At 70.6% G+C, this 22855-nt stretch carries 19 protein-coding genes and 1 pseudogene; 1 reads left to right on the top strand and 19 read right to left on the bottom strand.

All coding sequences use genetic code 11. The features are described from left to right. Positions 1 to 135: 135 nt before the first annotated feature. The 8 genes from ABZ836_RS13580 to ABZ836_RS13545 form a co-directional block, all read right to left on the bottom strand. Positions 136 to 1749, bottom strand: a complete 1614-nt coding sequence (locus ABZ836_RS13580; RefSeq protein ID WP_356136137.1) for a FadD3 family acyl-CoA ligase — start codon at positions 1747 to 1749, stop codon at positions 136 to 138. A 269-nt stretch (positions 1750 to 2018) separates the two neighbouring features. After that, positions 2019 to 2804, bottom strand: coding sequence for a 2-keto-4-pentenoate hydratase (locus ABZ836_RS13575; RefSeq protein WP_361141904.1), 786 nt, complete (start codon positions 2802 to 2804; stop codon positions 2019 to 2021). 21 nt (positions 2805 to 2825) lie between these two features. Continuing rightward, entirely contained in the window at positions 2826 to 3656 is an 831-nt protein-coding gene (locus tag ABZ836_RS13570; RefSeq protein ID WP_356136133.1) for a MaoC/PaaZ C-terminal domain-containing protein, read from the bottom strand. A gap of 112 nt (positions 3657 to 3768) precedes the next feature. After that, positions 3769 to 4542 (bottom strand): SDR family oxidoreductase, encoded by a 774-nt coding sequence (locus ABZ836_RS13565; protein WP_361141902.1) that lies wholly within the window; start codon positions 4540 to 4542, stop codon positions 3769 to 3771. A 135-nt stretch (positions 4543 to 4677) separates the two neighbouring features. Beyond that, a complete protein-coding gene (gene dmpG / locus ABZ836_RS13560) occupies positions 4678 to 5730 on the bottom strand; it encodes a 4-hydroxy-2-oxovalerate aldolase (protein WP_361141900.1) in 1053 nt (350 codons plus the stop codon). Positions 5731 to 5757: 27 nt separating this feature from the next. Beyond that, on the bottom strand, positions 5758 to 6666 hold the full coding sequence (locus ABZ836_RS13555) for an acetaldehyde dehydrogenase (acetylating) (RefSeq protein WP_356136127.1): 909 nt from the start codon (positions 6664 to 6666) through the stop codon (positions 5758 to 5760). A gap of 50 nt (positions 6667 to 6716) precedes the next feature. Next, entirely contained in the window at positions 6717 to 7754 is a 1038-nt protein-coding gene (locus ABZ836_RS13550) for a ferredoxin--NADP reductase (protein ID WP_356136125.1), read from the bottom strand. 298 nt (positions 7755 to 8052) lie between these two features. Next, positions 8053 to 8922 carry an alpha/beta fold hydrolase gene (locus ABZ836_RS13545; protein ID WP_356136123.1) on the bottom strand — a complete coding sequence of 290 codons (870 nt, stop codon included), beginning with the start codon at positions 8920 to 8922 and terminating at the stop codon, positions 8053 to 8055. A gap of 1477 nt (positions 8923 to 10399) precedes the next feature. On the opposite strand from ABZ836_RS13545, the pseudogene ABZ836_RS13540 reads away from it, so the two are divergent. After that, positions 10400 to 10696, top strand: a pseudogene (locus ABZ836_RS13540) (IS630 family transposase); the annotation flags it as partial. A 390-nt stretch (positions 10697 to 11086) separates the two neighbouring features. Here the strand turns inward: ABZ836_RS13540 and ABZ836_RS13535 are convergent. From ABZ836_RS13535 to ABZ836_RS13485, 11 genes are all read right to left on the bottom strand, one after another. Then, entirely contained in the window at positions 11087 to 11602 is a 516-nt protein-coding gene (locus ABZ836_RS13535; RefSeq protein ID WP_361141897.1) for a hypothetical protein, read from the bottom strand. A gap of 122 nt (positions 11603 to 11724) precedes the next feature. Beyond that, the gene (locus ABZ836_RS13530; protein ID WP_361141895.1) at positions 11725 to 13875 is read right to left on the bottom strand and encodes a DNA/RNA non-specific endonuclease; all 2151 of its coding nucleotides are present in this window, start codon (positions 13873 to 13875) and stop codon (positions 11725 to 11727) included. After that, positions 13872 to 15332 (bottom strand): PrsW family intramembrane metalloprotease, encoded by a 1461-nt coding sequence (locus ABZ836_RS13525; RefSeq protein ID WP_361141893.1) that lies wholly within the window; start codon positions 15330 to 15332, stop codon positions 13872 to 13874. The genes ABZ836_RS13530 and ABZ836_RS13525 overlap by 4 nt, the downstream gene beginning before the upstream one ends. A gap of 29 nt (positions 15333 to 15361) precedes the next feature. Further along, the gene (locus ABZ836_RS13520; protein WP_361141891.1) at positions 15362 to 16294 is read right to left on the bottom strand and encodes a hypothetical protein; all 933 of its coding nucleotides are present in this window, start codon (positions 16292 to 16294) and stop codon (positions 15362 to 15364) included. Between the two features lie 267 nt (positions 16295 to 16561). Then, positions 16562 to 16906 carry a hypothetical protein gene (locus ABZ836_RS13515; protein WP_356136115.1) on the bottom strand — a complete coding sequence of 115 codons (345 nt, stop codon included), beginning with the start codon at positions 16904 to 16906 and terminating at the stop codon, positions 16562 to 16564. A gap of 614 nt (positions 16907 to 17520) precedes the next feature. After that, the gene (locus ABZ836_RS13510) at positions 17521 to 18636 is read right to left on the bottom strand and encodes a tryptophan dimethylallyltransferase family protein (RefSeq protein ID WP_361141889.1); all 1116 of its coding nucleotides are present in this window, start codon (positions 18634 to 18636) and stop codon (positions 17521 to 17523) included. Positions 18637 to 18854: 218 nt separating this feature from the next. Then, entirely contained in the window at positions 18855 to 20213 is a 1359-nt protein-coding gene (locus tag ABZ836_RS13505) for a cytochrome P450 (protein WP_356136113.1), read from the bottom strand. Position 20214: 1 nt separating this feature from the next. Further along, positions 20215 to 20814 carry an ATP/GTP-binding protein gene (locus ABZ836_RS13500; RefSeq protein WP_356136111.1) on the bottom strand — a complete coding sequence of 200 codons (600 nt, stop codon included), beginning with the start codon at positions 20812 to 20814 and terminating at the stop codon, positions 20215 to 20217. Continuing rightward, positions 20789 to 21166 carry a DUF742 domain-containing protein gene (locus ABZ836_RS13495; RefSeq protein ID WP_356136109.1) on the bottom strand — a complete coding sequence of 126 codons (378 nt, stop codon included), beginning with the start codon at positions 21164 to 21166 and terminating at the stop codon, positions 20789 to 20791. The genes ABZ836_RS13500 and ABZ836_RS13495 overlap by 26 nt, the downstream gene beginning before the upstream one ends. Further along, entirely contained in the window at positions 21163 to 21564 is a 402-nt protein-coding gene (locus ABZ836_RS13490; protein ID WP_356136107.1) for a roadblock/LC7 domain-containing protein, read from the bottom strand. The genes ABZ836_RS13495 and ABZ836_RS13490 overlap by 4 nt, the downstream gene beginning before the upstream one ends. Beyond that, complete coding sequence (locus ABZ836_RS13485; RefSeq protein ID WP_361141886.1) at positions 21561 to 22793, bottom strand: ATP-binding protein; 1233 nt, start codon at positions 22791 to 22793, stop codon at positions 21561 to 21563. The genes ABZ836_RS13490 and ABZ836_RS13485 overlap by 4 nt, the downstream gene beginning before the upstream one ends. Between the last annotated feature and the right edge of the window lie 62 nt (positions 22794 to 22855).

Below are 22855 nucleotides of genomic sequence, written 5' to 3'. Positions count from 1 at the left end.
GTCGGCGGGTTCAACGTCTACCCGGCGGAGGTCGAACAGGTGCTGGCCGACCACGACGCCGTGGCCGGGCCACGCGCGTGTCACCGGGGGCGCTCGGACCGGATCGTTCTCCGCCGTCGGGCGGGGCGCGGTTCGTCAGCCGGCCGGCAGCGCCGCCTTGTCGATCTTGCCGGAGGCGTTGCGGGGGAGTTCGTCAAGGACGACCACCTCGCGGGGGACCTTGAAGTTGGCGAGCCGGTCACGGCACCAGCCGACCAGGGCGTCCGGGTCGGCCCCGGCGCCCGGCCGGGCCGTCACGTACGCCCGCCCGACCTCACCGAGCCGCGCGTCCGGGACCCCGACCACGGCGGCCTCGGCCACGGCGTCGTGGTCGGCCAGCACCTGTTCGACCTCCGCCGGGTAGACGTTGAACCCGCCGACCACGAACATGTCCTTGGAGCGGCCGGTGACCACCAGGTTGCCGCGCTCGTCGAGATGGCCGATGTCGCCGGTGGCCAGCCAGCCGTCCGCGTCGACGGCCGCCGCGCTCGCCCCCGGATCGTCCAGGTAGCCGAGCATCACGTTGTAGCCGCGGACCATGATCTCGCCGTCCTGCCCGGCGGCCGGCTCACGGCCGCCCGCGTCGGCGATCCTCACCTCCACGCCGTCGATGGGGCGCCCCGCGGTCAGCGCCACGGTCTCCGCGTCGTCGGACGCCGAGCAGACGGTGACCGTGCCGCAGCACTCGGTCAGTCCGTAGGCGGTGAGCACCTCGGGGAACAACTCGGCCCGCATACGGCGGACCAGGGAGACCGGCACCACGGCGGCCCCCGTCACCGCCAGGCGCAGGGACGACAGGTCGAAGCGCGTCCGGTCGGGGGCGTCCAGGAGCTCGGTGTAGACGGTGGGCGGGCCGGGCAGGACGGTGATCCGCTCGGACTGGACGGTGCGCAGGACCCGCCGCACGTCGAACACCGGGTGCAGCACCATGGTGGCGCCCCGCAGCAGGCAGGCGAGCACGCCGGCCTTGTAGCCGAAGCAGTGGAACAGCGGATTGACGATCAGGTAGCGGTCGCCGCCGGTGAGCCCGGTCCGCCCGGTCCAGCCCCGGTAGGTGGCGAGGTTCTGCCGGTGCGTGGTCAGGGCGCCCTTGGGCCGGCCCGTGGTGCCCGAGGTGAAGAGCAGGTCGGACGGGTCGTCGGGGCGCACCGAGGTGGTGCGGTGGGCGGCCTCGGCATCCGGCCGGCGGGCGCCGAGGGCGAGGAAGTCGTCCCACGACAGGGTGCCGGGGCGATCGGCGCCGTCGAGCGTCACCACCCGGGTCAGGAGGGGAAGGGACGGCACCGGACACCGGTCCTGCACGGACGACCGGCTTCCCTGGTGCTCGCCGTCCCCGCCCAGCATGGCCAGGTAGTCCTTGCCGAGGAAGCCGTTCTCGACGAACAGCAGCCGGACCGCCCCGCGTTCCAGCAGCCAGCGCGCCTCACCGCCCTTGTAGCGCGTGTTCACGGGGACCAGCACCGCCCCGGCCGAGGCGACGGCGAAGGCGGCCACCACCCAGCGGTGGCTGTTGGGAGCCCACACCGCGACCCGGTCGCCGGGGCGCACTCCCAGCTCGATCAACGACTTCACCGCCGCCATGACCCGTTCGCGCAACTGCGTCCAGGTCAGCCGGACGCCGCCGTCCACCAGCGCCTCCCGGCCGGGGAAACGGTCCGCGGCGAGGTCCAGGGCTGCGGGGATCGTCAATGGGGGCTGGGTGTCGCTCATCTGGTCTCCGGGAGGGACGGTGCGCGGGGTGGGTACGGGGCGAAGAGGGGAGGCGAACGGCGCGCGAGGGCCGCGCCGTTCGCCGGTCGGAGGGCCGGCGGCAGTGGCTGCCGGGACGCGACCGCGGGACGTGCCGCGCCGCCGGAGCTCACTCGTCCCGCCGGTGGTGGTGTGACGATTCAGCAGACCCCGTCGGCGGCGGCGGGAGCGAGTACCGTCCCACTCACCGGTACGACGGGACGGTCGATGACCTCGCCCGGGGCGGACGCTCAGACGAAGACGGCCGACACGGATCCGAGCCCTGCGAACTCGGCGCGGAACTCGTCCCCCGGCCCCACGTCCACCGCACGGGTGCACGATCCCGGCAGCACCACGTGACCGGCTTCCAACCGCACCCCGTAGGAGGCCACCTTGCGGGCCAGCCAGGCGACCGCCTCGGTCGGATCGCCCAGCACGGCGCCGGTGTTGCCGCGGGCGACCTCCTCGCCGCCCTGACGGAGCACGACGGCGATGTCGGCCGGATCGAGCTCGGCGGGACTCACCCGGGCCGCCCCGAGGATCACGCCCGCCGACGAGGCGTTGTCGGCGATGGTGTCGGCGAGCCCGATCCGCCAGTCCTTGATCCGGCTGTCGATGAGCTCGATGCTCGGCACGAGGTACTCGGTGGCGGCGAGGACGTCCGCCGTGGTGCAGCCCTCGCCGGGCAGGCCGCGGCCCAGCACGTACCCGATCTCGACCTCGATCCGGGGCCGGCAGTACCTGCCGACCTCGACGGGCACTTCCTCGGGCAGCACCATGTCCGAGAGCAGATGGCCGTAGTCGGGTTCGTCGACGCCCATCATCTGCTGCATGACCTTCGAGGACAGGCCGACCTTGTGCCCTCGGACCGTGACGCCGTCACGCAACTGCCGTCGGATGTTGAGCAGCTGGATCTCGTACGCGTCGGTGACGTCGATGCCGGGGTACAGATCGGTCAGCGGGTCGACCGGCGCCCGGTCGAGCTGTGCTGCCCGGAGCAGGTCGGCGGCCTCAGCGCGCTGCGCGGGGTCGAGCATCAGGGTTCTCCTCATGGTCGTTCAGGGGTGTGCGAGGGCGTTCGGAGCACCGGGGGCGAAGCGGGCGTGGCCGCCGGAGAGCACCGCGCGGCCGTCCTGGCAGGACGCCTCGAAACGGACGCCCGCACGGTTCTCGCTCCAGCCCCGCAGGGAGAGCCGGTCGCCGGGAAAGACCGGCGCGGCGAACCGGGCCTCCAGTTCCAGCAGGTCCGCGGGGTGCCTGCCGAGGGTGTCCGCCAGCGGCAGCAGGGCGGCGGCGAGGGTGCACAGCCCGTGCAGGAAGGGACGGGGCATGCCCGCCGCCTCGGCGGCAGCCGGGTCGATGTGCATGGCGTGCCGGTCGCCGAGCAGCCGGTAGAGGGCCGCCTGCCGGGCATGCGTGACCACGGCCGCCGTGTGCTCGGCGGGCCGGTCCGGGCGGCGTGGCGCGGACGGTCCGCGGTCGCCGCCGAAGCCGCCGCGGCCCGGGGCGAAGAGGGACCAGGACGCCGTGAAGAGTTCGCTGGACACCTCCACCTCGAAGACGGCCGCAGAGCCCTTGTCCCAGACCTCGGCGACCCGCGCGGACATCGTCAGTTCACCCGAGGCCGGCAAGGGTCCACGGACCACCAGCCGCTGGCCGCCGTGCACGGCGGTGGTGGTGTCGAAGGCGCCGAGCCCGCCGAGCGCGTCGGGCGCCCACTGGGCCAGGGTCAGCGCGAAGGTGGGGAGCACGCGCAGGCGCTCCTCGTACACGAGATCCAGCCGGTCGGCGGCCGCGCCGACCGCGAGGGCGTACAGGATCGCGTCGCGTTCGCTGTAGGAGACCGTGCGGGTGCCCAGGTCGTGGCCACGCCAGGGGGATGCGTTCATGGGTTCGGCTCCAAGGATCGGACCGCTGATGTGGATGCCGGTGCCGTGGTCGGTCGTCCCGGGCCTTGGCGGGGGACGACCGGCACCGGGGGGACGGGCCCGCGGCGGGCCGTCAGTCGAAGTTGGCCTGACCGCCGTCGAGCGGGACCGTGGCGCCGGTGAGATATCGGGCGTCCGGGCCGCACAGCATCACCACGGCCCGCCCGATGTCCTGCTCGCAGTCGCCGACGTAGCCCAGCGGGATGGTGGCGCAGAACTCAGCGGCTTCCTCGGGGAACTCCTCCTGCCACTTCGCGTAACCGGGCGACATGGCGTGCGGGGCGATGGAGTTGACCCGGATCCCGTCGGGGCCCCACTCGTGGGCCGCGGCCCGGGTCAGTGAGCGGAGGGCGGACTTCGCCGCCGCGTAGGCGCCGTAGGTGCTCAGGTCCCAGCGGACCATGACCGAGGTGACCAGGTTGACGACCGAGCCGGCGCCGCTCCGCTTGAGGTACGGGTGGGCGGCCTTCATCAGCGCGAAGGCCGCGAACGGCCCGCTCGTGAAGCCCAGGCGGAACTGCTCGTCGTCCATCGACAGCAGCGGGCCGAAGCTCCCCGTGTAGGCGTTGTTGACCAGGATGTCCAGGCCGCCGAAGCGTTCGGCGACGGCCTCGACCACACCGGGCAGGCGGTGCGTCTCCACCAGGTCCACGACGAACGGCTCCGCGGCGGCCCCTCGGGCGCGCAGCACCTCGCAGGTCCTCTCCAGCTTGGTCGCCGTCCGTCCCAGGACGGCGACCGAGGCGCCCTCGGAGGCGAGGGCGAGTGCGATGCCCTGGCCCACGCCCTGCCCCGCGCCGGTGACGAGCGCCACCTTGCCTTCGAGGCCGGTTCCCGCATGTCCCATGTCGTTCCTCCTCCAGCTCGGCCGCGGCAGGCGGTCGTCGGTGATCGCCTCCTCCGCGGTGACACAGATACGGCCGCGGTCCGGTCCGCGCACTCGCGGTCCGTCCCGTTCCGCGCGACGGTCATCCCGCTCCGCCTACTTCCGCGGGGCGGCCCCGGCGGCGGTGCGGTCCCTGGCCGCGAGGCCCACGGCGATCTCGATGAGCTGGTCCTCCTGGCCGCCGACGAGCTTGCGTCGCCCCGCCTCCAGCAGGATCTCGGCGCCGGACACCCCGTACTTGTCGGCCTGGCGGGCGGCGTGCTTCAGGAAGCTGGAGTACACGCCGGCGTAGCCCATGGTCAGTGACATGCGGTCGAGCAGGCATTCGCCGTCCATCACGGGGCGGACCACGTCCTCCGCGGCATCGATGATCTTCAGTACTTCGATTCCGGTGCGTATGCCCAGGCGTTCGGCGACGGCGGCGAACGCCTCCACGGGCGTGTTGCCCGCACCCGCGCCGAACCGGCGGGTCGACCCGTCGATCTGGGTCGCCCCGGCGCGCACGGCGAGCACCGAGTTGGCCACGCCCAGGCCCAGGTTCTCGTGGCCGTGAAAGCCGACCTGGGCGTCGTCGCCGAGCTCGGCGACCAGGGCGGCGACGCGGTCGCTCGTCTCCTCCATGACGAGGGCGCCGGCGGAGTCGACGACGTAGACGCACTGGCAGCCGGCGTCGGCCATGATGCGGGCCTGCCGGGCCAGCTCCTCGGGCGGTCGGCTGTGCGACATCATCAGGAACCCGACCGTCTCCAGGCCCAGTTCGCGGGCGAGACCGAAGTGCTGGACTGCGATGTCGGCCTCGGTGCAGTGGGTGGCGATCCGGCAGATCGAGGCGCCGTTGTCGGCCGCCTCGCGGATGTCGTCCTGAAGGCCGAGGCCGGGCAGCATCAGGAAGGCGATCCTCGCCCGACGGGCGGTCCTCACCGCGGCCTTGATGAGCTCCTGTTCGGGGGTGTGGCTGAAGCCGTAGTTGAACGAGGACCCGCCGAGGCCGTCGCCGTGCGTGACCTCGATGACGGGCACGCCCGCCTGGTCGAGGGCCGCCACGACCGAGGTGACGTGGTCGACGGTGAACCGGTGCTGCTTGGCGTGCGAACCGTCGCGGAGGGACGAGTCGGTGACGCGGACGTCCAGGTCGGTGCTGAAGGACATGACGGGTGTACTCCTGGTGAGCGGGGATCAGGTGCCGGTACGGCGGGCGGCGATCCGCCGGGCGAAGCCCTCGCCGACCTTGGTGGCGGCGGCGGTCATGATGTCGAGGTTGCCGGAGTACGGGGGCAGGAAGTCGCCCGCCCCCTCGACCTCGAGGAACACGGCCACGCGGGCGAGTCCGCCGGTGACCGCGCTCGGCTCGTCGAACTGCGGCTCCGTGCGCAGCCGGTAACCGGGCACGTAGGCGGCCACCTCGGCGACCGTCTCGTGGACCGACGCGGTGACGGCGGCGCGGTCGGCGTCGGCGGGGATCGCGCAGAAGACGGTGTCCTGCATGAGCATCGGGGGTTCGGCCGGGTTGAGGATGATGATGGCCTTGCCCTTGGCGGCGCCGCCGATGGTCTCGATGCCCCGGCCGGTGGTGCGGGTGAACTCGTCGATGTTGGCGCGGGTGCCGGGTCCGGCGGACGGCGAGGCGACGCTGGCGACGATCTCCGCGTAGGGCACCTCGGTGACCCGGGAGACGGCGTGCACGATCGGGATGGTCGCCTGTCCGCCGCACGTGATGAGCGAGACGTTCGGCGCGTCCAGGTGCTCGCCGAGGTTGACCGCGGGCACCACGGCGGGGCCGACGGCGGCCGGGGTCAGGTCGATGGCCTGGATGCCCAGGGCGGCGTACTTGGGGGCGTTGGACCGGTGGACGTACGCGGAGGTGGCCTCGAAGACCAGGTCCGGGCGCTCGACACCGGAAAGCAGCGGGTCGACGCCGTCGGCGCTGGTGTGCAGCCCGTGGTCGGCTGCACGCTTGAGGCCCGGGCTGTCCACGTCGATGCCGACCATCCAGCGCGGCTCGATCTCCCGCGAGCGCAGGAGTTTGTACATCAGGTCGGTGCCGATGTTGCCGGAACCGACGATCGCGGCGGTCGCCTTGGTCACTTGTCGAACCTCATCCGGGTCGGGGAGTGAAGGGAGGGGGCAGGGGGCGGTCAGCCGTCGTAGGTGACCTTGAGCCGGTCGCTGACCGGTCGCGCCTGGCAGGCGAGGACTATCCCGTCGGCGAGGTCCTGTGCGTCCAGGACCTCGTTGCGCTCCATGACCACCTCGCCCTCCACGAGGACGCAAGCGCAGGCGCTGCAGGCGCCTTCCCGGCAGGAGTACGGAGCGTCGACTCCCGCCCGCAGGAGGACGTCGAGAAGGGATTCCGTGCGAGGCCAACGGACGGTCCGGCTCACCCCGTCCAGCTCCACCTCGGCGGTGCTGACGGGCCCCGTGGTGTCCGGTCCGGGCCCGTCGGCCGGCGGCGCGAACGGGTCGCCGGTGAGGGAGGTGAACCGCTCGACCGTGATCCGGTGCGGCGGCACACCCAGGTCGGTGAGCGCGCCCGCGGTCAGGTCCATGAAGGGACCCGGCCCGCAGACGAAGACGGTTCGGGCGGCGTACGGTCCGGCGAGGGCACGCAGGCCGGATGCCGTGGGCCGGCCCTGGAGGGACTCCAGCCAGTGCAGCACGGTGAGCCGGTCGCCGTGTTCCCGAGCCAGGGCGGCCAGTTCGTCCCGGAAGATCACGGATCGCTCGTCGCGGTTGGCGTAGACGAGGGTGACCGCGCCGCTGCCGGCGTGCAGGGCGGAGGCGAGGATCGACATGACCGGTGTGATGCCGCTGCCGGCCGCGAGCAGCAGGAAGTCGTCGTCGAGCGAGTCGGGTGTGAAGGCGCCCGCGGGACGCAGCACTTCAAGAGTGTCACCCTCTGCCACGTTGTCGCAGATCCAGTGGGACGCGTAGCCCCCGGCCGTGCGCTTGACCGTGATCTTCGGCAGCTCGTCGCGTACCGGGGAGCTGCAGAGCGAGTAGCACCGTGCCACCGAGCTGTCCCGGTCGGAGGGTATGCGGAGCGTGAGGAACTGCCCCGGCCGGTAGGCGAAGGCCGCCCGGTCCTCCTCGGCGGGCTCCAGCACCAGCGAGTGCGCGTCGTCCGTCTCCCGGATCACCTTCGCGACCCGTACGGTCAGGGGTCCGGCGTTCACGAGGCACCTCCGGGGAGTGACGGGAGTACGGGTGACGGGAGCGTGACGAGCACGGTGGAGGGGGCGAGGACGGTGCGGGACACGGCGTGTTCGTCCGCCGCCGCGGACGCGGTGACGCTCGGGTCCGCAGCCCGGGTGGAGACGGATCGACGCACGGCTGTCGTGGCCCCGGGCGCGCACGGTGGGGCTGCAGCAGTCCCGGACGCCGCCGAGGACGCCGGTGCGCCGCCGTGCTTAGCCACCTTCTCGTTTACGACGGAGGCGGGCTCCTTGCCCCGGACCTGCCGAACCGCGGGGCTCACGCCTCGTCCTCGCGCGTCAGGAAGGCGAGGACGGTGCTCTCCCAGGCGGCCTTCTGCTCGATCATCACCCAGTGCCCGCAGTCGGGGAAGACGTGCAGTTCCGCGTCCGGGATGGTGCGCATCGGCAGGATCGCCATGTCGACAGGGCTGACCCGGTCGTCACGGCCCCAGGTGAGCAGGGTCTTCGCCCGCAGTCGGTGCAGCATCGCCCAGTAGGGCGCCTCGTCGGAGGCCGCAGCCGCGGCGGCCTGCGCCGCGAAGGCCTCGCTGCCGTACATCCGGCGGGCGGCGGCGAGCGTCTCGGGATCCGTCGCCTGGGCCCAGCGCTCCTCGACGAGATCCTCGGTCACCAGCGACGGGTCGTACACCATGGAGTGCAGCCAGCGCACCAGGGCCTCGGGGGAGGGGTTGTCGGTGAACTCGGTGAGCAGCTTGATGCCTTCGCCCGGCCCCGGACTGAACACGTTGGGGCCGACGCCGCCGATCGTCACCAGGCGCCGGACCCGGTCCGGCTGCTCCAGCGCGAACCGGGCGCCGATGATGCCGCCCATGGAGTTGCCGATGACATCGACCTGCCGCAGCCCGAGCCCGTCGAGGAACCGGGTCACTGCCGAGGCCGCGGTCACCATGGGGTGGCCGTCGACCGGGTCGCTGACCCCGAACCCCGGGAACTCCAGCACCAGACAACGGAAGTGTTCTGCGAACGTTCCCAGGTTGCCTCGGAAGTTGCGCCAGCCGGTCACTCCTGGTCCCGATCCGTGCAGCAGCAGCAAGGGCGGGCCGTCGCCGGCCTCGTGGTAGCGCAGAACGCCGTGCTCGGTGGGGAGTTCGCGCAGTGTGGAGTCGTGGCTCAGCTCCGTCATCATCCCTGCCCTTGTTTCGACTTCGTTGACCGACGGTTTCCGGGACGGCCGCCGGGTGCGGGCGGCCACGGGAGACGTGATCGATTCCTGGACGGTAGCCCGGGTGGAGGTGCCGGGCGGCGGGTGTCCCGGTCAGTGGGAGGCGGGCGGCGCCGCACACGAAGCCGCTGTGCGGCGCAGTGTCGGTGAGGGAACGGGGACGGTGCCCACGTGCGTGTCCAAGGTGAGGAAGCGGTGGCGCGGACCACTTAGGGGTGGCTGACGGCGGCACGGTGATGGCGCGTACTGGTTCAGAACAACTGCACATGGCTTGGCCAGGAGTGTTATCGAGTGGCAAGCCCGCCTGGCGGTACTCGTTGACGAGGCCGCCGACGGTCTGTTTGCGCTGGATCCGGGGCGTGGGAAGAGGTATGACGTCGGGGTCGTCGAGCGGTGCGAGACGCCATGAGCTTCCTTGCCGACCGGCGCAGGGAAACCGCTATGCCTACGCCGGGGACGATCCCATCAACAACATCGACCCCGCCGGACGCTCCTTCCTCAACGACTTTGCCGGTTTCCTGGACGACTCCACTGACCGGATGGGAGCCGCAATCGGGTGCACGTCCGGGATCGCCGCTGCAGCAGAAACGGGAGCCATAGCGTACGCACTGCGGTTGGCGTGGAGCCGTTGCGGGTTGCAACAACGCCGAAATCCGCACCTACGGGTAGCAGGCAAGAGCATCGCAGTAAGATTAGTGAATTCCTGGGCCAGGACACCTCTCCGCTGGCCCAGCAACCCGCTGGCGGCGAAATGCCACTCATCGCATTCGGGGCCGTGGGTATGAGATGTGGATCGATTCTGGAAATCTTCGTCATGTCGGCCCGACGGAAGATTCGCTCCTGACTGCTACTCCGGACTTCACGGCCATGGTGCGACGGTCACCGGGTACCCCGTAGTGCTTCGCGACGGCTTCACTGGTATTGACCTGCGACGTCTGTGAGCGGTCGGACTGTTCGCTCGTGCTCGTTGACAAGGCCAGCGACGGCTCGTCAGCGCTGCGCGGCTGCAGGGAAGGACGCCACGTCCGGGTGATCACGAGGCGCCGCAGTCAGCTGTGTACGAGCTGTCCTTGAGCGGCCACGAGCGGATCGTTGGCGGGCGACTACTGAGGCTGAACTCGTAAGGTCGCGTTCGGCTGACCGGCTGCCGCTCTGTGCGAAGTCGCCAAAGGGCCGGCCGCCCGTGGCTGGGAGGACCAGCGCTGGACACTGGGCCGGATCAAGACGGTGATCGGTCGGCGCTTCCACGTGGCCTACACCGTCCAGGGCGTGCGCAAGCTCCTGGTCCGCAACGGTTGGTCGTGCCAGGTCCCCGCCCCCGGGCCCTGGAGCGGGACGACGAGGCCGTCGCAGTCTGGGCCAAGGAGGTCTGGCCCTGCGCGGAAGACTCGCGGCGGCCCGTGGAGCCTGGCTCGTCTTCGAAGACGAAGCCGGCTTCTCCATGACGCCGCCGCACGCGAAAACGCGGTCCCGGCGAGGCCGCACCCCGGTGGTGCGCGTCCGCGGCCGCTCCCGCAGACGCATCTCCATCGCCGCGCTGACCTGCTACATACCCGGCCAGAGATTGCGACTGATCTACCGGCCCCGCCGCGACGACGGCAACCGCGACGGACGCAAGAGCTTCTCCTGGCGCGACTACTGCGACCTGCTCATCGCAGCCCACACCCGGCTCGGCGGACCGATCGTCCTCGTCTGGGACAACCTCAACGTCCACAAGGCAGCAGCGCTGCGGGAGTTCGGGGATACGCCGGTGACCTCACTGTGCGTTCTCGCGAGTGAGCTGGAGGATCAGCTTCTTGAACGCTGTCTTGGTGGCGGTCGTCCCGTGCGGGCGTGCTGAGCGCTGTAGTCCAGGTGCGGCGATTAACCCGCGGTGCCACGCCAGTAGGGTCCCGGGGGCGACCGGGAAGACGTCGCGCCAGCGGCGCCACGGCATCAGGCTGGAGAGCGAAGCCAGCCAGAACCGGTCTGCGGACTCGTAGCGGACCGCACCGGTGATCTGACGGCGCGGCAGCACAGTGTCGTGGCGGAGCACGAGCAACTCCGCGTCCTTGGCGGTGCCCGCGGCGGAGCAGCACTCCGGGGACGGACAGCAGCTCGCGAGTCGTCCTGTGGAGCTTCGTAGGGATCACGGTGGACGGGCAGCATGCGCCCCCTCCATCACCTCTTCGGCCTCCTCCAGCGCGTCGGTGGCCACCTGGTGCAGTTCCGGGCCCAGCATCGCGACGGACTCCCGGAGGAAGACGACGACCGCTTCGGATGAATCCGCGAGTTGAGGGATCAGGTAGCAGACCTCGCGGAAGAGGTCGGCGTCCGTGCCGTCGGCCTGCCTCAGCAGGTGGGGGAGCACGGAGAGGATCTCGTGCCTGCAATACCCCGCGACGTCCACGCTGCCGTCCTCCGACGCCGCTCGCGCAAGCGTGTTCCTGGCGTTCAGGACGGATTCGAGGAGGCTCACCGCCTCCGGTGTCACAGGTGTCCCGGAGGTCTCAGGGGCGCGCTGTAGATGGTGTTTTCCGGCCGCGCCCCCTTCCGGACGAGATAATCCCCGCACCAGGTCTTCCGCGCAGAAGTCACCGGCTCCGGTCTTCTTGAGACCCACCGCGACCTCCCCGGTGCGGATGTCGACGCCCGCCGACCCCATGGCGTATTCCTGATCTCGGTACCGGACATCGTTTCGCGCATCTCGTCGAGCTTGTCCGAGAGGGCCTGGTTCGCCTTGGCCGACGCCTCGTCGTAGGTGAGCCGAGGCAACGCTGAAAGAGTTCAGTGTCGGAACGGTTCCACCCGGATCACCCTCCAATCGTGCGGCCGGACGCGTCCGAAGCCGTCTTCCGGGAGATTCACGAAGGCCCTGGGTGGCTGGCGCACTCCCTCGACAAGGTAGGTGACGAGCATTCCGCTCGGGGTGCGGGAGACCCGGGAGTTGCCGAGTGTGTCGTAGTAGGGAAGCTCGACCGTCATGGAGATCTTCTCGCCGCCACGCTTCATTCGCCTGTCCAGCTCGTATTCGAAACGGCCCCAATTTTCGAACGCCGTCCTTTCCACCCGCGCGTGATTCAGGCCATCCAGCATGGCAACAATGTTTATTTTTTCGCCCGGGCCACCGAATATTTTTGCGAAGATGTGCCCTCCCACAAACTTCACCTTCAAGAACTCGCCCTTTCGCTCATCTGTCTCTGCATTTTTCGCCACCTTATGGCGACTTGCGCCATGGCGCTCCAGAGCGCCGGTGGCGAGGACGGTCCTCCCCGCTTCGTCGGTGATGTAGGTGAAGCGGTCGTTCACGTGGTAGATGCAATTGGGGCGAGGCTCCTGCAGTTCCGGATTCGGTTGACTTTTCCCCCGTGTGGCGCTCTGCTGAATTCTGTGTCCGGACAGCGTCCAGATCTCCACGATGTTCCCGAGCCCGTCGGTACGATAGGTGGCTTGGTAGGTGGCGCCGTTCTGGTGTTCGTGTGTGACCACGTAGTCGGTGTTCGGCTCCTTCACGCTGTTCTGGAACGCGAAGCGATGCCCCATGGGCAGTCGGCCTGGGACAGTGCGCACCCTGGTCCGGGTCGCCTCGGGGCGCTCGGGTGGCCCTGGGGAGATGAGCGCCTTGGCCCTGGCGGTGGAGAGGGCGGAGCCACTGGGCGTTGCCTGGCCGGCGAGCCCCCGGGCGTCGAGGAAGCGACGTGCCTCCATGGCCCCGGAAGCGGCCCGCTGGACCCGGCCGGCGGCATGGAGAGCTTCGAAGCTCATTTCATGGGTGCGAAGAGCCACCCGGCGGCTGCGTGCAAGGCTGAAGGACTGGCGCCTGCCGGTCGGCGACGGCAGAAGGTGGGAAACCTGGTCGGCGATCCGGGTGAACTCGTTCGCCGCCAACTTCATTTCCGGAGCTGCTAATTTGCCGAGGGCGGAATGCAGGACTCTGTGGCTGCGCAGCGTCATCGCATTGGCGTGCCTCACCAATTCCTCGGCCGCTTGCTCGAGATCGGTCGACGGCGTTCCAGCCGCTTGGTGGTTCTGTGCTGCCTGATTGACCCTGAAGGCGACCTCGTGTGCGCGCGCGGCCGCATCACGCGCTGCCCGGAATGCAGCTATCCAGTTTCCTCTTTTCACCTGCTCTGCCGCCTGCACCGCCCGGAGTGCGATATGCACCAATGTCAGACGATCGTGCGCAGAGGAGGCCAAGGTGATTGCTTGCGTCGCTTTCTGGACAGCATCATTCAGGGTGTCAGCCGCCGACTGTGCGGTGGACTGAAAGTCCGTAGGGTTGCCGGCCACCTCGAGGGCGGCCCGGAGAAGGCTCTGATGCTCCGTTTCCGCCTGCCTGAACGACTGCTGCCCCTCGTTCAGCTTGCTCTCGGCTGCGGCAAGGTCCTGACGTGCCGAGTCCAGAACGACGGCGACATGCGCCTGCGTCCCCGCCCGGGCGAGTGCGGCGTTCGCACGGGTGTAGTACTTCTGTGTCGCACTGATGGCCTGCCGAGCGTCGTTCACGACCTGTTGGGCCTCATGACGGGGGGCCGCCATGAGGGTGACCACTTGCTCCGCGGCCTTGGAGGCTTCCTCCACCCGTCCCTGACCGCTGCGCTCGACGACTCGTGCGGCCGCTTCTTGCAGCGCCTCCCCGAGGGCGGGCCCTTCGCTCTGCGGTTGCTTCAGGGCGTCGACGTACGTGGCGAGCTCCGACGGAGTCATCACACCGCTGGTGACGCCACGCACAGCCATGACCAGGGCGGTGATGGCGACGCCGGTGGCTATCGTCGCTGCTCCACCGACAGCCGCGGCGGCGCCGCAGCTGCCCGCCGGTGACGGGGTCGCGCTGTCATAGCTGACGCCGCAGGCCACAGCGCTGTCAGCCAGAAGGAGCAGGAATGCAAGCGTACTGGCGAGCGCGGTCGCCGCTCGGGTCACGACGGTTCTGATCACGTCAGCGCCTCCGCGGATCGCTGCTGGGGACCTTCGAGAAGCTGATCGTCCTTCAGCGCGAGGATGTGAAGGCGCAGGGTAGGTCCGTCGGGAGCCCGCCGGTCGGCCTGCCCGCGGGATGCGTGCCACAGGTGCGTGGCGAGGTCGAGCTGGGCAGCGTGCAGCGCCCTGAGCCTTCGGTAGGCGGCCAATCCGTACCGTCGCAGGACAGTGACAGCCAGCCAGAGACGCCGGACCGGGCTGAGCAGGACCGGCGCCTCCACATCGGTGACAGCGCCGTATCCCGACTGTGCTTCCGCGGCCAGTGCCTGCGAGAGTCCGGCCGACTGCTCTCGTATGCCGCGACGCAGCATCATCACGTACAACGCCACCACCGGCCCCTGGAAAACGATCAGAGCGAGGGGCTGGAGCAGGAGCGTGTCGATATTCGGGTCCAACGGGATGTCCTGCTTGACCTGGCCGACCCAGCGGAACATGACGTTACTGGTCGCGTGCGCCCCGGCGGCGGCCACGAAGCCGCAGACGACGGCGAAACGCCGCGAACGAGCATCGTCCAGTTGCCTGGCCAGGCCGAGTCCCGCCCCGAAGAGCGCCGAGAAGGCCGTGTGCGCGGCCATCAGTCCGAGGGACTGTCGCATCCAGTACTGGAACTCCGGTGCTGCCGCGGCGGCGCCCATGTACTCGACGGATTCGGCGAAGTTGAAGCCCAGACCGGCTGCTGCCCCCAGGACGATGCCGGAGACCACACCGTCGACATGGCGGCGGAACAGGATGCACACGATCGCGACTCCGGCGCCCTTGCCCAGTTCCTCGAAGACGCCGGCGTTGAAGAACGCGCCGGTCATGACCTGGTGCCGGATCTCCAGGACGTTCCCCGCGTCTCCGAAGTAGTAGGGGGCGTAGTCCATGTACCAGATGTTCATGCTGCTGCCGAACCCGCAAGCGACGAACGCGCCCCAGGCGAAGGTGGCGAGCAGCAGCCAGGCGGGCATCCGCCGGAAGCGCTGCATACGGTGGACGGCCCACAACGCGAATGCTGTGCTGGGCACGCACACCAGAAGCACGGCCGCGTTGTCGACCATGGTCCAGGCCGGGAAGAGAGTGAAGGGCAGCAGCAGCGCGGCGAGCACGACCAGGTGCGCACCCCGGGTACGGACCTGCCGCGGCGTAGCGTCCTTCTCCGCGACCCGTTGCACGGCCAGGGTCGCCCCGGCAAGCAGCGCTACGGCCCAGCCGGCGACCACGCTCCACAGCACCGCGCGCGGCAGTACCGGCATCAGAGGCGAGAACAGCCCGATCGCCGGATCCGAATCGTCGGTCCTGGGACGCGCGAGGTCGATGAGGATCTCTGCCCCGTACGCGGCGGACATCAGTGCGGCAATCACGAGCACACGTCGCATCCTGTGGTCGTGGTCCACCTGTTCGGGCAAATCTTCGACACCTGTTCCGTCCGGCACGGGCAGTGCCTCGACTCCTGTTCCGCTCGTCACCGCGCACCGCCCAGCGGGGACGGTCCCCCTGCGGCGGCCTGCTCCAGCCTCGGCAGCTCGGGGGCCCCCGGTGGCGCGTCAGGCACCGGGCCGTCGGTGGGTAGACCGGGCAGGGTGGGGAACCCCGGGCTGTCGGGTATCCGGAATGTCTGGTCGGCCTCCACGGCGTAGCCCACGAGCACCCCGACGCCGGCCATCAAGACGCCCAGCGACCCGCACACCGCCATCGTCCGCAGTTGCCCCCCGGGCTCCGTCTGACGGGGCGGACTGTCCTGGGAGGCCGTGGCCGGCGGCAGGGTGGAAAGCGGATCCGGAGTCGAGGCCAGAGCGGCGGTTCCGCGTGCCGCGAGCGCGGCGAACACTGCGGCGAGGAGATATCCGGCGCCGGGGAGCCAGGCGTAGGCGGTCATCCGCACACCAGGTTCCAGTGTCGCTGCGAGGACGCCGATCGCGGAGAGGTGCAGCGCGCCGAGTCCGACGAGGAATCCGACGACGAACCAGCGGTAGATCCGGTACGCGCGGCACACCAGGGCGATCGCCGCCGCCAGGGTCAGCGCCACGACTCCGGCGATCACGGCCGCGTAGATCATGCCTCGCCGCTCCTCGTAGGGCTGACTGTAAGCGGCGTCCTGGAGGGCTCGCTCGATCAGGGCCGCATCCAGCAGGGCGACAGGCAGCAGCGCGGCAGCAGCAGCCGTGAAGCGTGTCCACCGGCCCCGTACTCCCGCCGTCGTCGCCAGCAGGAACGCGATAACCGCCCACCCGAGGGTGGTCGCAGTCAGGTAGAGCTCCGCGACTGGATGAATCACGCCCTCGACGTAGTACTGCAGGCCGTCGCCGCCCGGGAAGGTGCGCTGCTGTTGGGTGTCCTCCCCGCCCGTCGCCCAGGGCAGTACCGAACTGAGCGCAGTGGCCAGAGTCGCCCACACCGCACCTAAGAGCCCTAATGACCGCATCCCCCGAGATGTCATGACCAGCACAATAGACCGTCGATACCGCAACCGCACCGCACATTGCCGTGACAGAGCTGAGCTCCCCCTGTTCCCGTGCATACACAGCGAGGTTGGGCTCCCTGGTGAGGCTGCGCCGAACACGGGACCGCTGCGCTCTCGCCCCCGCAGCGCAACCACCCGCTGTCATGTTCAGGGGGAACTGCAACCGATGCGGTCGCACCCGGGTGGAGACCGGTTCCGGAGTCAGCCCTTCGGCGGCGAAGCCAGAATGATGTCGGAGACGTCCCAGCCGCCTCTGACGGCGGGTCCGTTCTGCCCCATCGTGCAGGCGGCCGCCGATGTCGAGTCCGTGGGCGTCCACTCGCCGTACACCCGCATCGGCGGTTTGTCGTCGGAGACCCAGCAGTCGACCCAGACCCGGAAGTATCCGGTTCCGCCCGTGCAGGTCACGAGGAAGGTGTAGAAGGACTGGTAGCGCTCGGGGACGCACGTCTTCGGCAGTGCCTGTGCGGTGCTCGCACCGACGCCGACGAGGGTGAGCGCGGCCAGGATGGCCGCGGTGAGTAAGGCGGAGATGCTTCTGCGCATGCGGGGCTCCTTCGCGGGGTGTTGCCGCCCGGGCGGAGGCGGAGCTGATGGCGCTGTGCAGCAGTGTCGCAGGGGGAAATGCAGCGGACAACGGGTCGCGACGTGGCCCGCGGGGTCGCGGTCGACCTGCCGGGATCCTTCGCCCCGCGGGTCGGATCGGCGATCTTCTCCTGCTGCCGGACGGGGGCGAGCGGCTTGGCGCCCTCCGGGCGGACCGTGGCAGCGGGCAGCGGTCCGCGCCGATCGTGCCGTCCGCCGCCCCCCGTTTCCCTCCCGCCGGGAGTCCGGAGGACCCCCCACCAGGCGCCGGTCAGCGAGGACGTCGGCATTCTCGCCACCGCGGCGGACGCGCCGTGCGTGTACTGGCTGTTGGGCGGGGCGGACCCCCAGTTGTTCACCACCGCCCGGAGCGTCGAGGACGGCATGCGCGTCGTCGCCGGCCTGCCCTCCAACCACTCTCCCGTCCCCGCGGGCCGGGTACGCCGCCGTCGCGCTTCTCCGTCGGCGGCCAGGCCAGGACACACCTGTCCCCGGATGCGTCGCGTGCCGGCGCACCGCTTCGGCCGGGGGCGGCCGACGCGGTGCGCCGGCCGGCGGGCGGGGGCCGCGGCCGGTCAGGCGCGCGGGTTGGGAGGGCGGACCTGGTACGCCTCGGAGGACAGGTAGACGGTCACCCGGGGGGATCTGCCCTGCTGGTGGGCGACGCCGAGGTAGGCGATGAGGCCGACGCCGTCGCGCAGCTGGCGGGAGGTGAGGGCGGAGAGGGCGTGGCGGAGAGGTGACGGGTCCATGCCGTGACGGGTGAGGACGGTGACGGCCCTCTTGAGTGCCTCGCCGTCGTGCCGGACGTAGTCGCGGACCGGGACGTAGAGGGTGAAGCCGGTGGGGCGGCCGGCGGCGGTGTCGGTGAAGGCGTGGCAGGTCTGCACGGGCCGTCGGCCGGGGAGGAGGCATGCCCCGTCGTCCCCGGCGGGGTCGGTTCCGGTGGCGGCGTGGAGGAACGCCTGGATGCCGACGGGCCGAGGACCGCCGTCCATCCGGGACAGGGCTCCGGCCCCGCCGGCGGACAACTCGTGGTGGGCGAGGTAGACCTTGGCCCGGGGCTCCTCCCAGTCCCCGAGGTCGAGGGCGAAGAACAGGTGCCGGTCGCCCGGCGGCAGGACGTCGGAGGCGTCCTCGTGGCCGAGCCGGCGCAGCGCCTCCCGCACGGTGGCCGCGGCCCGCTCCGGCCCGGACGCGGCGGGATTCAGATAGACCTTGACCTTGGGCACGCCGCTGGGCCGCAGCTCCAGCGCGATCCACAGGGCGAACGCGCCCTGCGGGTCGGCGGGCAGGAAGAGGTCCGCGAGCTCGTCGAGGCGTTCGGTGGAGAAGTTCCACCGGCGGGCCATGTCCCGGACGGCGCGCAGCCCCGCCCGGCCGTTGCGTGCGAGGTCGGCGCGGCCGAAGCCCGGTTCCAGGAGGACGCGCAGGGAGGGGGCGCCCCGGGAGGAGAAGGAGAGCGAGAACTCCACCGGAGTGTGGTCGTCGGAGAGGTGGGACAAGGTGGGCGGCCGCAGGTGCAGGGGACGGCGGGCGACCGGGCCGAGCGCGGACAGTAGCGCCTGCGTGGAGGACCGTGCGTCGTCCTCGTCCATGCCGATGGCCCGGGCCAGCCGCAGCAGCTGGCCCCCCGTGTGCTCGCCGAGGGTGAGGGACGAGGGCGGACCCGCCGGGGTCCGCCGGGTCATCGGCCGGAAGGTGTCGCCGGACGCCGAGCGGGCAAAAAGATACCCGCCCCGGGAGGCGGGTATCCGCGGTCGCGGCACGGAGGCCGACGGTATGGGATCGGCGACGACCGATCTCTGCTTCACGACATCTCCTCAGCTACGCGCGTTGTCTTCGCGAGCTGCCTACCCGAAGGACAACAGGAGCATGCAGTGAAGTGATCATTTTCGTGCAGAGTCCGTCATTTGGAGAGCCAGGTGAGGAACTGGCTCCACACGCCGCCCCGCCGCTCCGGAGCGGGTTCCGCCGCGGCCGACGGCCGGTCGGAGGATGTCCGGTCGCCGGAACCCTGCTCGTAGGCCGGGCGGGCCGGCTTGAGCGGCGTGAACCGGGCCGGCAGCGCGGTCAGGCCGCGGTTGAACGGACCCGGCCGCCACACCAGGCTGTCCTCGGGGACCGCGAGTTCGACATCGGGGAGCTGGTTGAGCAGGTTCTCGACGGCGGCCATCGCGATCTGCCGGGCGGGATCCTTGGACGGGCAGGCGTGCGGACCCGCGCTCCACGCCAGGTGGGCCCGGCTGCCGGTGCCCCGGCGCGCGGACTCCAGCGCCGGGCTGCCGTTGGCGGCGGCGAAACTGACCAGGACGAGATCGCCCTCGCGCAGCTTCCGGCCGGCGAACTCGACGTCGTGGGCCGGGTAGTGGGCTGCCAGGTTCTGCATGGGAGGGTTCTCCCACAGGGTGTCCTCGAGCGCCTCGTCGATCAGGCCGCCCTTCTGCGCGTACCCCTCGTGGGTGAGTATTCGGTGCAGCGTGTTGCCGATCAGGTTGCGCAGCGGCTCGTTGCCCGCGACGAGGAGCAGGGCGAGCTGGTGGACCATCTCCTCGTCGGTGAGCGCCGCCTCGTGCCGCATCAGCCAGGAGGTGACGTCGTCCCCCGGCCGGGACCGCTTGAGCGCCACCAGTTCGCCCACCGCGCCGAACAGCACCTCGACCGCCCGCTCCGCGTTGACGCCGTCGAACATGCCGGTGGCGCCGAACAGGACCCGGTCGCCGATGTCGGCGGGGCAGCCGAACAGCTCGTTGAACACGAACAGGGGAAGCTGCTTGGCGTAGTCGGCGAGCAGGTCGGCCGAGCCGCGGGAGCCGAACTGGGCGAGCAGGTAGTCGGACACCTTCTCCGTGGTCTGCCGCAGCCGGCGCGGCTTCACCTGGGCCAGGCTCTCCGTGATCGTCTGCCGCAGCCGCAGGTGCTCCGAGCCGTCGCTGAACATGCAGTTGGGACGGTACGCCAGCACCGGTACGACCGGGCTGTCCGGCGGGATGTGGCCCTCGTTGAACTCCCGCCAGCGGCGGGCGTCCTTCCGGAAGGTGACGGAGTCCTGGAGGAGCTGCCGGGCCGAGGTGTGGTCGGTGACCAGGGTGGCCTCCACCCCCGGGGCGAGCTCCACCGGCGCGGCGGCACCGAAGTGCCGCAAGTAGGCGTAGTACGCGCCCGGATCGGACGCGAACTCCGGGCCGTACAGCGGGACCGGCGCTCCCGAACCGTGGGCCGGGCAGCCCGGCGGGGGCGTGGGGACGCCGGTGTCGTGGATGGTCATATCAGTTCCTGATCTTGCGGTCCAGCAGGTGCTGGACGAGGGTGATCAACGCATCGGCCGACGACTTCTCGTCGCGTGCGTCGCAGGTGACGACCGGGGTGTCGTCCAGCAGGTCCAGGGCTTGCCTCAGGGCCGCCACCTCGTGTCCCGGCGTGCCGTCGAAGCGGTTGACGGCGATGGCGTAGTCGAGGCCGTAGTGCTCGATCAGGTCGATCACCGGGAAGGAGTCCGCCAGCCGCTCGGGGTCGACCAGGATCAGGGCGCCCAGCGCGCCCCGGGCCATGTCCTCCCACAGCTGCACGAAGCGCTGCTGCCCGGGCGTGCCGAACAGGTACAGCACCACCCGGTCGCTGAGGGTGAGCCGGCCGAAGTCCATGGCCACCGTGGTGGTGGATTTGCCCCGGACGCCCTTGAGGTCGTCGACCGAGGCGGAGACCTGGGTCATCGTCTCCTCGGTGGACAGCGGCTCGATCTCCGAGATGGTGCCGATGAACGTGGTCTTGCCGACCGCGAAGTGACCGACGACCAGGATCTTGACCGGGGTCCGGGTCGCCCCGTCCCGGATGTACGCCGTGTCATCCAAACTTGGCGCGAAGCCCACTGAGCACCTCCTCGATGAGTTCCCGGTCGGCGGCTTCGGCCCGCCGCACCGGCGGACGGATGATCACGTGGCCGCCCTCCTTGAGGGAGGCCAGCAGGATGCGCACCACGCCCAGCGGCAGCCGGGTGTGGCCGGCGAGTTCCGCGACGGACAGGTAGCCGGCCGAGCAGATCTCGAGGAGGCCGCGCTCCTCGGGGGACAGACGTGCCGCCTGCTGCCCCTGGTCGGGGGCCGCCGTGACCAGGGTGACCAGCGAGAAACGGCCCTCCTGCGGTAAGGCCCGCCCCTTGGTGATGACGTAGGACCGCACCAGTTCCGGGGTGTCCGGCTCCTGCCGGTCGTGGCCGGTCATGAGCTGCCGCCGACGTCCTGGCGGGCCGGCGAGGTCAGTTCCTTGCCGAGCCGGCCGACCAGTTGCTGCATGCGGAAGGTGATGTCCTGCATGTCGACGTCCGGCAGCGCCGAGACACCCAGGTACGCGCCCTCGCCGGCGGAGATCAGGAACACCCATCCGCCGCTGAACTCCACCACCGTCTGCCGCCACAGCTGGTCCGGTTCGTCGCAGAAGAAGCCCAGGGAACGGCTCAGGGACTGCATGCCGCTCATGGCGGCGGCCACCCGGTCCGCGTCGTCCCGCTGGAATTCGTTCGTCCGGGCCATCAGCAGGCCGTCGGCGGAGATCAGGACGGCGTGCAGGGCCCCGGGAATCTCCAGGGCGCTGTCCAGCATCCATGACAAGTTGTCGTTCACGATTCCTCGTGCCCTTCACTGCTCGTCGTGCGTGTGCCGTTCGTGTTCCCCTCCGGGGAGGGCTGGGTCGCCCGGCCGGACCGGGTACCGCGCTGGAAGGCGCCCATGATCGCCGCCTTCTCGGTGTCCGAGCGCTCCGGTGCCCGCGGTGCGGTGCCCCCGTCGTCCCGGACGATCGTCATCGGCCGCTTCCGGCGTCGCTGGGGCAGGCCGTGCGCCCCCACGACGGGTTCGGCCGCGGGCGCCGACGCGCCCAGCTCCGCCGCCGGGACGGACGCGGACGCCGGCCGGGTGCCGGCCGCCGGGACGGGCTCGGCCGTTGAAGGGGCCGCCGGGCGGGCCGGCGTCCTCCTCTCCGGCATGCTGGTGAGCAGGTCGTGCGGCAGCAGGATCACCGCGCGGACGCCTCCGTACGGGGAGGACGAGTCGACCGCCACCTCGAAGCCGAACTTCTCGGCGAGCACTCCGATCACGGCGAAGCCGAACTGGGGCGGATTGCCGAGCCCGGCCACACCGGTGGCCCGCTCGGTGGACAGCAGCTTCTCGGCGCGGGCGCGTTCCTCGTCGCTCATGCCGACACCGGCGTCGTCGACGACGATGCAGACGCCCTTCGGCACGGTCCTGATGTTGATCTCGACCACGGTGTCCGGGCTGGAGTAGCTGGTCGCGTTGGCGAGCAGCTCGGACAGGGCCAGGGCGACCGGCTCGACCGCACGGCCGACCACGCGGTAGTCGACCTGGGAGAGGATCTCCACCCGGCGGAAGTGCCGGATCCGTCCCTGCGCGCTGCGCACCACGTCGTACACCGAGGCGGGATCGCGCCGGCCGCCCAGCCAGCCGTCGCACAGGACCGCGATGGACAGGGCGCGGCGGCCGAACTGGGCGTTGGTGTGGTCGACCTCGAGGAGGTCCTCGAAGATCGGCGAGTCCCCGTGCTTGGCCTGCAGCCGGGACAGCACCAGCTGCTGCTCCGCGGCCAGGCCCTGCAGGGTGCGCATGGCGGACTTCAGGACGGTCCTGGTGTCCTCCTCGGCCTGCTCGCGGGCTTCCTGCAGCGACTTCGCGTGGTCGTCCTCGAGCTCTGCGTTCCGGCGCTCGAGCCTGCGGGTCTCCTCGTGCAGCACCGCCAGACGACCGCGCTGCCCGCGGATCACGGCGACCGTGGCCAGGGCGAGGGCGAGCACGACGAGAAAGGCCCAGAACCAGGGGCTCTGTATGGATTCCGTCATAGGACTTTCTTCGGGGGAGGGGGGCTGATGACCTGCCTGCGGAGTCCTGTGGACGCGGGCCG

Source organism: Streptomyces sp. NPDC047130 (assembly GCF_040643475.1).
Classification (GTDB): Bacteria; Actinomycetota; Actinomycetes; order Streptomycetales; family Streptomycetaceae; genus Streptomyces.
The sequence above is the reverse complement of the archived record's forward strand: the minus strand, read 5'-3'. Positions and strand labels throughout refer to the sequence as shown.

Bases quoted from the DNA above. Each gene is read 5' to 3' on its own strand.
- ABZ836_RS13580 (WP_356136137.1), bottom strand. From the start codon at position 1,749: ATGAGCGACACCCAGCCCCCATTGACGATCCCCGCAGCCCTGGACCTC.
- ABZ836_RS13575 (WP_361141904.1), bottom strand. From the start codon at position 2,804: ATGCTCGACCCCGCGCAGCGCGCTGAGGCCGCCGACCTGCTCCGGGCA.
- ABZ836_RS13570 (WP_356136133.1), bottom strand. From the start codon at position 3,656: ATGAACGCATCCCCCTGGCGTGGCCACGACCTGGGCACCCGCACGGTC.
- ABZ836_RS13565 (WP_361141902.1), bottom strand. From the start codon at position 4,542: ATGGGACATGCGGGAACCGGCCTCGAAGGCAAGGTGGCGCTCGTCACC.
- dmpG (WP_361141900.1), bottom strand. From the start codon at position 5,730: ATGTCCTTCAGCACCGACCTGGACGTCCGCGTCACCGACTCGTCCCTC.
- ABZ836_RS13545 (WP_356136123.1), bottom strand. From the start codon at position 8,922: ATGATGACGGAGCTGAGCCACGACTCCACACTGCGCGAACTCCCCACC.
- ABZ836_RS13535 (WP_361141897.1), bottom strand. From the start codon at position 11,602: ATGGGGTCGGCGGGCGTCGACATCCGCACCGGGGAGGTCGCGGTGGGT.
- ABZ836_RS13515 (WP_356136115.1), bottom strand. From the start codon at position 16,906: ATGCGCAGAAGCATCTCCGCCTTACTCACCGCGGCCATCCTGGCCGCG.
- ABZ836_RS13510 (WP_361141889.1), bottom strand. From the start codon at position 18,636: ATGACCCGGCGGACCCCGGCGGGTCCGCCCTCGTCCCTCACCCTCGGC.
- ABZ836_RS13505 (WP_356136113.1), bottom strand. From the start codon at position 20,213: ATGACCATCCACGACACCGGCGTCCCCACGCCCCCGCCGGGCTGCCCG.
- ABZ836_RS13495 (WP_356136109.1), bottom strand. From the start codon at position 21,166: ATGACCGGCCACGACCGGCAGGAGCCGGACACCCCGGAACTGGTGCGG.
- ABZ836_RS13485 (WP_361141886.1), bottom strand. From the start codon at position 22,793: ATGACGGAATCCATACAGAGCCCCTGGTTCTGGGCCTTTCTCGTCGTG.